Source organism: Planctomyces sp. SH-PL14 (assembly GCF_001610835.1).
Taxonomy (GTDB): domain Bacteria; phylum Planctomycetota; class Planctomycetia; order Planctomycetales; family Planctomycetaceae; genus Planctomyces_A.
In genome coordinates this window covers 3,381,321-3,394,156 of the sequence record NZ_CP011270.1, presented here as the reverse complement: position 1 = coordinate 3,394,156, position 12,836 = coordinate 3,381,321, and the positions used below count along the sequence as shown (strand labels likewise).

The window sequence follows — 12,836 nt, the reverse complement described above, 5'->3', positions numbered from 1 at the left end:
GCCATGTCCCTGTCCCGCCGAGAACTTTTGACTCGCGCCGCCGGCGGCTTCGGTTCCATTGCCTTGGCTGGGCTCCTCACCGAGACAGGAGAGGCCCATGCGGCGGCTTCCGATCCGCTCGCGCCGCGGCCGGCGCACTTTCCGGCCCGGGCCGAGAACGTGATCTTCCTGTTCTCGACCGGCGGGGCCTCGCACGTCGACAGCTTCGACTACAAGCCGAAGCTCTTTGCCGATCACGGGAAGACGATCACGGTCGACAACTGGCAGGGGAAGAAAGGGGAGTTCCCGCGGTTCCTGAAGCGGCCGAACTGGGAGTTCCGCCTTCGCGGCGAGAGCGGCGTGCCGGTCAGCGATCTGTTTCCACAGATCGGCGGCGTGATCGATGACGTCTGCATCCTGAACTCCGTTTCCGGCGACCACACCGGGCACGACAAAGCCACGATGGGGATGCACACCGGCTCGTTCAACTTCGCCCGGCCGAGCATCGGGGCCTGGGTCAGTTACGGCCTGGGGACCGAGAACCGGAACCTCCCCTCATTCATGGTGCTCGCCCCCGCCGCCCCCTACGCCGGGGCTCAGACCTGGGGGAGCGATTTCCTCCCCGGCTGCCACCAGGGGACGCACGTCCTGCCGGGCAATGAGCCGCTGCCGAACCTTGCGCCGCTCGCCCCTTCGGAGTCGCTGCAGCGGATGGAGCTCGACCTGCTGGCGGAGCTCAACCGCGGGCATCAGGAGGCTCGCGCCGCCGATCAGGCACTCGAAGCCCGGATCCGCTCGTTCGAGACCGCCTTCGGGATGCAGCGCGAGGCGCCAGACGCTTTCAACATCTCGCAGGAGACCGAGGCGACGCTCGCGCTCTACGGGCTCCAGCGCGGGGCGACGTCCGGGTTCGGCTGGCAGTGTCTCGTCGCCCGGCGGCTGGTCGAGCGGGGGGTGCGGTTCATTGAGCTGATCGATACCGGCTCGGGGTCGGCGGCCAACTGGGACTCGCACGGCGACATGGCGGCGCACGGCCCGCTGGCTCAGGCGATCGATCAGCCGATCGCGGGATTGCTGACCGACCTCAAGCGGTCAGGTCTTCTGGAGCGGACTCTGGTCGTCTGGACGACGGAGTTCGGCCGGACCCCTTACAACGTCAGCGCCGAGGCCAAGGGGCGCGAGCATCACCATCAGGTGTTTTCGTCCTGGATGGCGGGAGGTGGGGTCAAGGGGGGAATGACCTACGGTTCGTCGGACGACTATGGTGTGGCGGTCGGTGAGAAGAAGGTGCATGTTCATGACTTCCATGCCACGATCCTGCACCTCTTGGGGCTTGATCATGAGCGGCTGACGTATCGGCATGCGGGCCGAGACTATCGGCTGACGGATGTCGACGGCCGTGTCGTTCACGACATCGTGGCCTGACCTTGGCAGGCCTTTGCCTTTATCTGTGTCCATCTGTGTTTATCTGTGGCAAAAAAGAACTATTCAGCCACAGATGAACACAGATAAACACAGATGAAGAGAGGAGAGGGTCGGCTGGCTCAGTAGACGTCCCGGCAATACCGCTTCTCACTCGCCATCCGGGCGACATAGGCATCGGCATCCGCGGCAGAGAGATTGCCAAACTTCTGCACGATCTGCCTCAAGGCCTTGTCGACATCGACCGCCATCCGCTTCGCATCTCCACAGACGTAGACGTGGCCCCCTTCGTCGAGCCACTGCCAGAACGCCTCCCCCTGCTCCAGCATCCGGGTCTGGACGTAAATCTTCTCCGCCTGGTCGCGGCTGAAGGCGACATCGAGCCGCGTCAGGACCCCCGCCTGCTGGAGACCGTGAAGCTCCTCGCGGTAGAGGAAGTCGGTCGCCGCCTGCTGGTCGCCGAAGAAGAGCCAGTTCTTCCCCGTCGCGCCCGCGGCCTTCCGCTCCTGCAGGAACGCCCGGAACGGAGCGATCCCGGTGCCGGGGCCGATCATGATCATCGGGCGGTCAGCGTCCGCCGGGACCGAGAAGCCGTGCGCCTTGTGGACAAAGACCCGGACGCTGTCCCCCGGCTTCAGGCGGTCCGCGAACATCGTCGACGCCACCCCTTTGCGGCCCCGCTCGCGGAACGTCCACGAGACCCGTCCAACCGTCAGGTGGACCTGCCCCGGATGAGCCTTGAGCGAACTGCTGATCGAGTAGAGGCGAGGCCGCATCGGCGCGAGTGCGTTCGCCAGTTCGGCCGGCGTGATCGAGGCCGAGGGAAAATGCTTGAGAAGCTCCAGGACGTCCCAGCCGTCGATCGGCTCGGCATCCTCCTGACAGCCGCGGAGGAGCGCCACCTCCGCGGGGTCAGTGGCCCGTTCCGTCAGGAGTGCGAGAAGGTCGTCGCTGATATCGGCGAGACAGAAGTGGTTCCGCAGCGCCTCAGCCAGCGGGACCACGCGGCCGTCGACGGTCAGCGGCTCGTCCGCCGCGCCGCCGATGCGGGCGATTAGCTCCTGGACCAGCGCGTCGCAGTTCGTCGGGTAGACCCCGAGGGCGTCGCCGACTTCGTAGGTGAGGTCCCCCGCCGAGAGGTCGATCTCGACGTGGGACGTGTACTTGGCCGAGGCTTCACCGTTGAGATTGTGGATCGCGAGGATGCGGGCCGGGAACGGATTCGTCCGCGACCAGGTCTTCTCGGCCGGAGCGGCGGGCTTGGCAGCCCCCTTCGCCGCGGCGTCGGCTCCGCCCCCCAGGTCGAGGGCCACGAGTTCCTTGAGGGCCTTGGCGGTCTCTTTCCCGCCGGGGGAGCAGAGCTTGAGGCTCTTCTCTTCGCCCGAGACGATCGCTTCGGCGTAGCGGCGGCAGTCGTAGCCGCAGGAGCCGCAGTTGAGCTGGGCCATCGCGGCCATCAGCCGCCGCTGGAGCGGCCGGCCGTCGGCGAGACGGAGCCGTTCGTCGAGCACGATCGACGAATCGTGCCAGGGGAAATCTTCCTCCGCTTCCGCGGCCTTCGCTTCTCCGGCGGCCGGGCCATCGAGGAGCGCCGTCGCGACCGAGGCCGCCGACACCGCGGCGCCCGCCCCTCCGCTCTCCTGCAGCCCCATCCAGCCGGCGAGGAACCCGTTGAGCCACGCCCGCTGCTCTTCGTTGAAGGGGGCCGATTCAGGAATCAGGGAGTATTGAGGAGCCATGACGACACCTGATGGAGGACGGTCGCGGAATCGGGGAGGACGGACGGCGTGAACAGAAGTCGGAACAGCAACGGGACGATTCAGCCGGCGACGGCGATGGAACTGGTGGCCACGCTGCGGAGGCGCTCGATCGGCTGGCGATTGGCGAAGTCGGAGAACGACTCCTTCCCTTCCCGGCCGTCGAGGTAGGAGGCGATCAGCCGCTCGACGATCGGCGGGATCTCTTCGAAGGGGACCTGCGGGAAGAGCTGCCGGGCGACGCTCTGTTTGTCCGCGTATCCCCCGCCGACCACGATCTCGTATCCCTCGACCATCTCTTCGCCGACTTCGACCTTCGTCCCGCGGAAGCCGATGTCGCCGATGAAGTGCTGGGCGCAGCTGTTGGGGCAGCCGGTGAGGTGGATGTTGATCGGGACGTCGAGGTCGAACCGCTCTTCGAGATAGCTGGCGAGCTGCATCGCCTGGCTCTTGGTGTTCGAAGCGGCGAACTTGCAGCCGGCGTTGCCGGTGCAGGCGACGAGCCCCGCGCGGAACGAAGACCCGCTCCACTCCAATCCGAGCGTTTCGATCTCCCGCTTGACCGTCTCGACGTCCGCGTCCCGGACGTCCGGGATCAGAAGATTCTGCCAGACGGTGAGGCGGAGGCGGCCCGAGCCGTAGCGGTCGGCGATCGAGGCGACGGCCCGCGCCTGCTCGCAGGTCAGGCGGCCGACCGGAAGCACGAGGCCGACGTACGACCGCCCCTCCTGCTTCTGGCGATGGACGCCGACATGGGCCCAGCGGTCGGGAACCGCGGGCAGTTCGTAGCGGTTCGCCTCGACCTTCCGGAGCGGGCGGCCGAGCTGCTGTTCGACCGCTTCGATGAACTTCGGGAAACCCCAGGCGTCGAGGACGTACTTGAGGCGGGCCTTGTGACGGTCGGTCCGGTCGCCGTGGTCGATGAAGACCCGGAGGATGGCGTGGGCCACGCCGACGCACTCCTCCGGACTGAGCAGGACGCCGGTGTCGCGGGCGAAGTCCTTGTGCCCCGTGATCCCCCCGAGCGTAAGACGGAAGTAGATCCCTTCGGGCAGGTCGACCGACGCCCGGTCGGCGGGGACGCGGACCGCCTGGAAACCGATGTCGTTCGTGTCTTCGAGGGTCGCGATCGCCCCGCCCCCTTCGAAGCTGATGTTGAACTTCCGCGGCAGGCCGAACAGTTCGCGGTGGTTCAGGATGTGGTGGTGCATCTCCTTGGCCAGCGGCAGCGTGTCGATCAGCTCGTCGGGATCGAAGCCCGCGGTCGCCGAGGAGGTGACGTTCCGGATGTTGTCCGCCCCGGAACCCTTGTTGATGATCCCCAGGTCGCACAGCCCCTCGTGGACCGCGCAGCCCCGGTCGGCCGGGATCTCGCGGATCTGGAGGTTGGCGCGGGTCGTGACGTCGATGAACCCGCCGGCGTGCTCTTCCGCCAAGTCGGCGATCCCGCGGAGCTGCCACCCCTTGAGCTCGCCGCCGGGGATCCGGAGCCGGCACATGAACGAGTCCTGCGCGGGGGCAACGTAGAACAGGCCGTGGAACTTCCACAGGAAGACGTCGGTCCCCTTCGGGAACACCCCTTCGCGGGCCGACTGCTTCATCTCGTTCCAGATGCCGAGGGCGTTCTTGTCCCGCTTGGCCTGCTCCTCTTTGCTGAGTTTCTTCCCCTGGGCAAGGAACCGGTCCTGGGCCTGCCGCTCGAGGTTGGCGGGGGCCGCGGGGCCGTCGAGGACCTGGGCTCCCTGGGGGCCGAGCTGGATCGCGGCGCCGGCCGGGGCACCGCCGCCGTTGGAAAGGATCGGCAGGCCGCGGACCTTGCGGGCGACGTCCGCCCCCATGGCGAAGCCCTGGAGGTAGGTCTTCTGGGCTTCGGTGAATCCGTTGCTGGTCGACATGTCGGTCACCGCTGGAAACAGGAAAACGTGTGTGGGAAGGAGGCGCGGGACTCAGGTCAGGGGCGGCGGACGATCCGTACCGCGCACGCCTTGTAGGAGGGCTGCTTGGAGTAGGGATCGAACACCGCGTCCGTGAGCTGGTTCGTCTCTTCGTAGTGCATCGGGATGAAGACCTGTCCCCGCTGGACCGCCGGTGTCAGGACCGCCATCGCCTGCATCCGTCCCCGCTGCGACTCGACCGTGACCCACTCGTTGGGACGGACATTGAGCCCACGGGCGTCGGCCGGATTGATCTCGACGAACGCCTGCTCCGGGTAGAGCTTCCGCAGCACGGCCGACTTGGCAGTCCGGGTCTGGGTGTGCCACTGGGAGGCGGTGCCTCGGCCGGTCAGGAGGATGTAGGGATAGGCGGCGGTCGGCGGCTCCGGCATCGGCCGGGGCTCTTCGAATAGCAACTTCGCGCGGCCCGACGGCGTATAGAACCGGCCGTCTTCGAACAGCCGCCGCTCCTGGGTCGGATCGGGAGCTGCGCCGGAGTCAGCGGCGGGACAGGGCCACTGGACGCCCCCCCGCTCGTCGATCCAGCGGTAGTCCTGCATCCCGCTGAAGTCGCACGGCTGCCCGCGGGAGCAGGCCTTCATGATCTCGAAGACCGCGGCGGGCGAGGTCCAGCGGGTGAACAGGTCCGCGCAGCCCCAGTAGTGGGCGATGAGTTGGAAGATATGGAAGTCGGCGAGGGCTTCTCCCGGGGCGCGGCGGACCTTCTTGAGGACGCCGAACCGCCGCTCGGAGTTGATGAAGGTCCCTTCCTTCTCCCCCCAGCCCGCGGCGGGGAGGACGAGGTCCGCCATCCGGGCGGTCTCGGTCGTGTGGTACATGTCCTGCACGACCAGGAAGTCGAGCCGCTCGAGCATCTCGCGGGCAAAGCCCTGGTTGATCCAGGAGTGGGCCGTGTTGGTGCAGACGACCCACAGCCCCTTGATCCGGTCCCGCAGGATCCCTTCCATGATCTCGTTGTAGGACCAGCTCCCTTCGCTGGGGATGCGGGCGGCGTCGATCCCCAGGATTCCGGCGACCTTCTCGCGGTGGGCGGCGTTGGCGAAGTCGTGGCCGCCGAGGAGGTTCGTGGTGTTGCTGAACAGCCGCGAGCCCATCGCGTTGCACTGGCCGGTGATCGAGTTCGCCCCGGTCCCCGGCCGGCCGATGTTCCCGGTCATCAGCGCCAGGTTGATGATCGCCTGGGCGGTCCGGACTCCCTGGTAGCTCTGGTTGACCCCCATGGTCCACCAGAACGAGACCCGCTCGCGGTCGTGGATCGTCTCGGCGAACCGCTCGATCTGCTCCGCCTTGAGGCCGGTCTCGGCGACGACCCGCGGGAGGTCGAAGGGCGCGACGAACGCTTCGAAGGCCTCGATCCCTTCGGTCGAGACTTCGATGAACTTCCGGTCGACCCAGCCCTTTTCGAACAGGATCCGGGCCGCGCCGTAGAACAGCGCCTGGTCGGACTTCGGTTTGATGGCGAGGTGCTGCGTGGCGTACATCGCCGTCTCGGTCATCCGGGGATCGATGACGACGATCTCCGGCGAGCGGCGGTTCCGCATGACCCGCTCCCACATGATCGGGTGGGCGATGCAGGGGTTGCTGCCGGCGAAGACGAGGGCGTCGGACTCCTCGAAGTCCGCATACGTGTAGGGAGGGGCGTCGAAGCCGAACGCCTGCTTGTAGGCGACGACGGAGGTCGCCATGCACTGCCGCGTGTTACCGTCGCCGTGGAGCATCCCCATGCCGAACTTGGCCAGGGCTCCCAGGTAGGCCATCTCCTCGGTGGGGATCTGGCCGGTGCTGAGGAAGGCGACCGAGTGCGGACCGTGCTTGGCCTGGATCGCCTTCATCCGTCCGGTGAAGGTCTGGAGGGCGGTGTCCCAGCTCACCGGCTCGAGCTGGTCGCGGGTGTTCTTGAGAAGCGGCGTTGTGGCGCGGTCCGGAGCGTCGAGAACCGAGAGGGCTTCCCACCCCTTCGGGCAGGCCATCCCGAGGTTCACGGGATAGCTCGTGAGCGGCGAGAGGCTGACCGCCTCGCCATCCTGCAGGTGAATCCGCAGTCCGCAGCCGGTGGAGCAGAACCCGCAGACCATGTTGGTCGTCGCGTTCGGGCGGACGGCGTCGGGAAGCTGGCCGAGGCCGTAGCCGGTCGGGTGCTGGAGGAGTTCGCGGGTCAGCCGTCCGTCCCGCTGGTGCAGGAGGGAGAGAATCGGGAGATCGGCGATCCGCTCGACGAGCTGGTTCATGATCGGACCCCTCCCGGCATGCGGGGGGCGGAGACGGCGGCGAAGAACAGGTACCGCTCGGCCAGTTCCGCGACGACGCACCCGGCCCAGACGAACAGGACCGGGATGAGGTGGGACGGAGCGGACTGCGGATTGCCCAGGCGGCCGAGGATCCACAGCGGCAGCAGGATGCCGGCCGCGAACCCGGCGACCAGCCGGACCGCGGAGATCGAAGCCAGGGGGCGGATCACGAGGAGTGCCGACCGCTTCATCGGCGAGTTGCGGAAGCTCATCAGATGCCGGAGGAGCAGCAGGTCGAAGGCGACCTTCACCGACGAGGCCAGGACGAGGGCCCGGGCGAGCGGGATCGTGAGGGCGTCGGCGAGGGCCCGGCTCGTCGTGTTGCCGAGGAGGGCGTCCATCAGGGCGATCGTCGTCCAGAGGGTGGCGATCCCCAGGACCGCCGACGTGAGGCCGAAGCGGGTCAGCGTCCGTTCCAGGTTCCAGAACTCACGCTTCGTGAAGACGTAGATCATCGCGGAGCAGAAGACCCCCACCGCTCCGAGAGCCGCGACCCCCCAGCCGAGATGCGACACGTACGGCAGGAACGGCTGGATCCAGGGGTGCGCGGCGAGGTCCGGCCAGGAGCCGGCCCAGCAGAGGGCGGCGTAGGGGACGGCGACGCCGGCGAAGAGTCCGAAGGCGAGGATCTCGCGGCTGAGCCAGGAGTGCCGCAGGCCGATGATCCCGCGGAAGGCGTACTGCGGACGGCCGAGGTGCAGCGTGCTCGCCCCGAGGGCCAGGAGGCCCATCGCCAGGGCGATCGTGGCGTGGAACGGGCGGAAGAGCGGCACGAGGTGCGGCGCGACGTTCTGTTCGATGAGGCAGCCGGTCGCGAAGGCCCCGACCGAGAGCTGCGTCAGGACCAGCATCAGGACCAGCGGCCAGTGCGGGTGCTGCGGGGAGATCGAGTAGTAGTCCGCCGGGAGCAGATTGCGGGGGAAGACGCGGCGGGACTTGTAGGTCGTGGTCGGGTAGGTGAGGTGCGGCTCGGGAGCGCCGGGGAGGAAGTCGTCCACCTCGGCGTTCTCGATGACCGTCGCGACGTCGACGATGCGGATCGCGATCGCCTCGTGCGGGCAGGACTGGACGCAGGCCGGGGCTTCCCCGTTACTGAGCCGGCTGGAACACATGTCGCACTTCCGGACGATCCCTTTTCCCGAGTGGTACTTGGGGACGTCGTACGGGCAGGCGAGCGTGCAGTACTGGCAGCCGAAGCACTGGTCGTCGAGGTGGCGGACGATTCCGGTGACCGGGTCCTTCTCGTAGGCGTCGACCGGGCAGGCGCTCATGCAGCCCGGCTCGACGCAGTGGTGGCAGGCGGCGGTGACGTGCTGCATCACCGGATGCGTCTCGGTCCCGCCGATCATGAGCCCGACGTCGCGCCAGGTCTCCTTGTCATCGAGGCCGTTGAGGGCGTGGCAGGCGGTGACGCACGCCTTGCAGCCAGAGCAGCGGTCGAGATCGACCTCGAAGGCGTACTGCTGGCCCGGTCCCGGAGGCGCGGCGGGGAGGAGGCGGGAGTAGTACTTCGCCTGGGCCGGGAGAGCGTGCTCTTCGTGGACCCGCGAGAACTCTTCGACTGCGCTGAGCTGCTGCTGCTGCCGCAGGAGCAGGCTCACCAGCGACGCCCCGTCGTTCCCCACCGCTGCGGAGGGCAGACCGTCGCAGCAGTCCTGCAGCGTCAGAGGTCGGTGGGGAAGGGCAATCTCGCTCACAGATGGGAACCGTCGGTTTGCGAACTCAGGGAGGGAAGGGGCCGGTCCGGTGGGAGGGGAGCGTGCCCCCAGGCGGGCCGGTGGAACTCAGGACCGGATCAGGCGCCGACCGGGACGACCGTCGCCGGCCGGTCGCTCGCGGCGGGCTCGGCCGCCGGCTGGAGGGTGTCTTCGGTTTCCGCGGAGAACCGGATCGCGAGGGCCGAGAAGGCGGACACCGTCACGACGATCCCCAGGATCAGGAGCGCGGTCGGCCAGGTGATGGCCGACGTCTTGAACAGGAACCCTGCGGCGACCGCCCCGACGTTTCCGCCGGCTCCGACGATCCCCGACACCGACCCGAGCGCCCGTCGGTTGATGAACGGGACGACTGCAAAGGTCGCGCCCGTCGACATCTGGACGAAGAAGCTGAAGAACATCAGCATCGGGACGGCGAGGGCCAGCGAGGTGACGCGGGAGAAGAGAATCAGCGAGAGTCCTTCGCAGAAGACGACGGCGAACAGCCACCTGGTCCGGCCGCCGAGGCCATACCGCAGGCCGAACTTGTCTCCGTAGTAGCCGCCGAGGGTCCGGGCGAAGAGGCACATCATCCCGAACGAGCCGGCGATGAGTCCCGCGGTTCCCATCGCCTTCGTGCTGTCCATTGACCGGAAGTAGTCGAAGTAGTCGACGAAGTAGAGGGCGGCGACGTTGTTGATCGTCAGCTCGACGCCGAAGCAGGCGCCGTAGAGCACAAACAGGGCCCAGACCCGCGGATCGCGACAGGCTTCCAGGAAGCCCCCCTTGGAGTTCTTGCTGGCGGGGATCACGCCTGCTTTCCGCAGGTCGCTGAAGTTTCCTTCCGGCGTGTCCTGCGTGAAGAAGTAGTAGAGGATGCCGGTCAGGGCACAGACGAGGCCGGCCACGAACATGCTGGCCCGCCAGCTGGCGGCGGTGCTGAGGCCGAGCGTCGTGAGAAAGAGGGCGTAGAGCGCCGGCGTGACGACCTGCGTCACTCCGCCGCCGACGTTCCCCCACCCGGCGGTTGTGGCGTTAGCGGTCCCGACGCAGTTGGGGGCGAACATCAGCGAGGTGTGGTACTGCGTGATGACGAACGAGGCTCCGATCGCCCCGATGGCGACGCGGAACAGGAGGAACGTCGTGTAGTCGTGGGCGAAGCCGATTCCCATGACGGGGAGCGATGCCACGAGCAGGAGCCCCGTGTAGCAGAGGCGGGGTCCGATCCGGTCGCAGAGCCAGCCGATGAACAGGCGGGCGAAGACGGTGATCGCCACGGAGGCGATGATGCACCAGCCGATCTGGTCCTTGGTGAGCGACAGCTCCTGCCGGACGATCGGCATGAGGGGGGCGATCCCGAACCAGGCGAAGAAGCAGAGGAAGAACGCGAACCACGTCATGTGGAACGCCCGCATCTGCGGGGTGTGGAAATCCAGAAGACGGATGCGCGTAGCTTTCCCCGAGACCTGCATGGCAGCTCCACCGAGAGCAAAGAGAACGGGTGCCTGAAGCGAGCAAAACGCTGGCGAGCGACCAGCGGGCGGGCGAGCGGGGGCGAACGTTACGCGGACGACATCGTCGATTCCACAGTCTTTTCCGGTGCGGCCGTCAGTTGTTCGGCGAACCGAAATCGTTCGTCCCTGCCGGCCGGGGGCCGAAGTTCTGCTCGAACCGGTTCGGGGCGGACGCCCTTCGCCACAGGCTGCTCGACCGTGAACAGGTCCGTGGGGGATCCCATCCGCGTCGGGCGGAAGGGGAAAAAGCAGCGTGGGTGCCGCCTGTCCGGGGAGGGGGTGATTTGTTCGGCTAACCGATCAGTCGGGTGTGTCCGGAACGGCGGTTCGAGGTCCTGATCGCCGGACATTGAGGCACATCTGCCCACGGCGCGGGCAAGCTGAGAAGCCCGTAACCGACTCGGATTTGACGTTCCGGACCGGGTCCAGGGGAACCCTGGTCAGGGGGTGCAGGGGGCAGAATGCCCCTTGCCCGCCGGAGGCCCTCTCGTCGGGAGATGTCTGAAGGAGTGAGTGTCCAAACGCGGGCACCGTGCCGGATGCCCCCACATCAACCCGCGGGGATTCCAATGCGAGCGATCTGATGTGAGGGAGTCCTCAACGGTGGTTCCACAAAGCGGACATCCGTTGCTCACCACGGTTCCTCACAGGAGTGCCTCCGGCGGCAAGGGGGCCTGTGTCGTTTTCTGGCCCCTTGACCCCAGCGGCCGTGGCATGTTGGGTTTGAGCTATGGACGTCCGTCCGGCCAGGACGCGGGTTCGAGCCAGCCGGCGATCCGATCTAGTGCGGAAGACCTTTCAGATCCTCCGGCAACACCGGATTGTCCAGGGCCCTTTGCCCCTTCAGCCGCTCCGTCAGATCCTCCACAACCTCGGAATGCTCCGCCGCCACGTCCCGCGTCTCGTACGGATCCTTCCCGAGATCAAACAGCAGTGACTTCCGCCCCTGGGCAATCAGCTTCCAGTCGCCATACCGCAGCGCGGCGTTGCCGTTCTGCATGGCGATGTAGAGCGTCCGGGGCTCCGCCTTCATCGTCTGTCCCGTCAGCATCGGCCACTGGTCGATCCCGTCCCAGCGAAGGTCATTCGGCGGGACATAGCCGACGAGCCCGGCGAGCGTCGGGAACCAGTCGACCGCATGCATCGGCGCGGTCGCGCGGCCCGGCTTGAGACGTCCCGGCCAGTTGGCAAACGCGCAGACCCGGATCCCTCCCTCGAAGAGCGTGTTCTTCTGCCCCCGGAGAGGGTCGTTCTCGCTGTTGAGCGGCGAGTCCCCGACTTTGCCGGCGTAGGCGTTCTTGAGCGACTCGATCCCGCCGTTGTCACTCGTGAAGACGATGAGCGTGTTGTCCCGCTGCCCGGTCCGCTCCAGGGCGTCGACCAGGGACCCGATCTTCGCGTCGAGCTGCGAGACCATCGCCGCCATCCGCAGCCGTGAATCGTGCTTCGCCGGGTCCGGATCGAACCGCACGCCGTCATAGAGCCGCTTGAACTCGTCGGGCGCGTCGACCGGAGTATGGACTGCGTGGAACGGAACGTAGAGGAACCAGGGGCCGCGCCTCTCCTCGATCCGCCGCACCGCCTCCGCGGCAATCAGCTCCGTCGCGTTCCCCTCCTCGCGGAACAGGCGGCCGTCGCGATGCCACGTGTCTTCGTACGGATGTCCGGCCCGGTACTTGTGCGTCCAGGGATCCGCCGCCCCGGTCAGGGTGCCGTAGCCGTGGTCGAAGCCGTAGGCGTTCGGCCCCCACTCCGGCCGTCCTCCGAGGTGCCACTTCCCCGCCTGAAAGGTGGCGTATCCGAGCGACTTGAGAGCCGCGGCCAGGGTCACGGTTCCGAGCGGCATCGCCCGCAGGTTGCTGGGAGCCAACGCCTGCGGACCGAACCGCCCCGGGTAACGCCCGCTGAGGAGCGCGGTCCGGGTCGGCGTGCAGACCGGCTGGACGTAGTGCTGGTCCAGCTCGATCCCCTCCCGGACGAGGGCGTCCATCCGCGGCGTCTTCGAGAACCCGCCGTGCCAGCCGACGTCGCTCCAGCCGAGATCGTCCGCCACGATGAGCAGGATGTTCGGCCGCGCGGGAGCCGCCGGATCCGCAGCCGACAGGCAGCCGGCCAGACTCATCAGGAACAGCGCCGCGGACCACGCCAGACAGGATCGCATCTCGCTCCTCCGGTTTCCGTGACCTTTGATGACCGCGGCCGCTCGCCTGCCCGCCCCTCTGTCAGT

General features: G+C 67.5%; 6 protein-coding genes and 1 pseudogene. 1 reads left to right on the top strand and 6 read right to left on the bottom strand.

Annotated elements, in window-relative coordinates; translation table 11 throughout:
* The first annotated feature begins 3 nt into the window (after nt 1-3).
* On the top strand, nt 4-1,404 hold the full coding sequence (locus tag VT03_RS13150) for a DUF1501 domain-containing protein (RefSeq protein WP_075093391.1): 1,401 nt from the start codon (nt 4-6) through the stop codon (nt 1,402-1,404).
* Between the two features lie 119 nt (nt 1,405-1,523).
* Here the strand turns inward: VT03_RS13150 and VT03_RS13145 are convergent, their stop codons facing one another.
* The 6 genes and pseudogenes from VT03_RS13145 to VT03_RS13120 all read right to left on the bottom strand — a co-directional run bounded on the left by VT03_RS13145 (nt 1,524) and on the right by VT03_RS13120 (nt 12,770).
* Nucleotides 1,524-3,140, bottom strand: a complete 1,617-nt coding sequence (locus VT03_RS13145) for a sulfite reductase subunit alpha (protein WP_075093390.1) — start codon at nt 3,138-3,140, stop codon at nt 1,524-1,526.
* Between the two features lie 80 nt (nt 3,141-3,220).
* Nucleotides 3,221-5,053: a NirA family protein gene (locus tag VT03_RS13140; protein WP_156514465.1), complete on the bottom strand. Its 1,833-nt coding sequence runs from the start codon at nt 5,051-5,053 to the stop codon at nt 3,221-3,223.
* A gap of 56 nt (nt 5,054-5,109) precedes the next feature.
* The gene (locus VT03_RS13135) at nt 5,110-7,341 is read right to left on the bottom strand and encodes a molybdopterin oxidoreductase family protein (RefSeq protein WP_075093388.1); all 2,232 of its coding nucleotides are present in this window, start codon (nt 7,339-7,341) and stop codon (nt 5,110-5,112) included.
* 53 nt (nt 7,342-7,394) lie between these two features.
* Nucleotides 7,395-8,720: pseudogene (locus VT03_RS13130) on the bottom strand (DmsC/YnfH family molybdoenzyme membrane anchor subunit); the annotation flags it as partial.
* A 476-nt stretch (nt 8,721-9,196) separates the two neighbouring features.
* On the bottom strand, nt 9,197-10,567 hold the full coding sequence (locus VT03_RS13125; RefSeq protein WP_082846176.1) for an MFS transporter: 1,371 nt from the start codon (nt 10,565-10,567) through the stop codon (nt 9,197-9,199).
* An 823-nt stretch (nt 10,568-11,390) separates the two neighbouring features.
* Nucleotides 11,391-12,770 (bottom strand): arylsulfatase B, encoded by a 1,380-nt coding sequence (locus tag VT03_RS13120; RefSeq protein ID WP_082846175.1) that lies wholly within the window; start codon nt 12,768-12,770, stop codon nt 11,391-11,393.
* Nucleotides 12,771-12,836: the final 66 nt, after the last annotated feature.

Coding starts and splice junctions, on each gene's coding strand:
- VT03_RS13150 (WP_075093391.1), top strand. CDS start 4: ATGTCCCTGTCCCGCCGAGAACTTTTGACTCGCGCCGCCGGCGGCTTC.
- VT03_RS13145 (WP_075093390.1), bottom strand. CDS start 3,140: ATGGCTCCTCAATACTCCCTGATTCCTGAATCGGCCCCCTTCAACGAA.
- VT03_RS13140 (WP_156514465.1), bottom strand. CDS start 5,053: ATGTCGACCAGCAACGGATTCACCGAAGCCCAGAAGACCTACCTCCAG.
- VT03_RS13135 (WP_075093388.1), bottom strand. CDS start 7,341: ATGAACCAGCTCGTCGAGCGGATCGCCGATCTCCCGATTCTCTCCCTC.
- VT03_RS13125 (WP_082846176.1), bottom strand. CDS start 10,567: ATGCAGGTCTCGGGGAAAGCTACGCGCATCCGTCTTCTGGATTTCCAC.
- VT03_RS13120 (WP_082846175.1), bottom strand. CDS start 12,770: ATGCGATCCTGTCTGGCGTGGTCCGCGGCGCTGTTCCTGATGAGTCTG.